The organism is Chryseobacterium sp. SIMBA_029, from assembly GCF_046535275.1.
Lineage (GTDB): Bacteria > Bacteroidota > Bacteroidia > Flavobacteriales > Weeksellaceae > Chryseobacterium.
Genome location: NZ_JAWRXA010000792.1, coordinates 1 through 241 on the forward strand (window position 1 = coordinate 1; position 241 = coordinate 241).

At 61.8% G+C, this 241-nt stretch carries 1 protein-coding gene; it reads right to left on the reverse strand.

The features are described 5' to 3' along the window. Positions 1 to 14 precede the first annotated feature (14 nt). On the reverse strand, positions 15 to 241 hold a 227-nt coding region (locus SB679_RS26100; protein WP_410705302.1), incomplete at its 5' end, for a YciI family protein.

Here is a 241-nt window from a genome sequence, read left to right on the forward strand (position 1 = left end):
AGCCGGGCGACTAGCTATCCCTTCAAGGCTTCCAATCCCTCATTGACCGTCGTCAATGCCACTTCCGTCACCTCATACTCCGCAACACCGTGCGCCGTGAAAGGATCGGCCGCGACATAGGCTTCGATCTCGGACCGGTCGCCAGTGGCGAAAATCACGCCGCCGGTGCGCGGGACCTTGCGGCCGGAGGCGAGGAACCAGCCTTTTGCATAGCCTTCCTTCACCCAGGCCATGTGCGTCT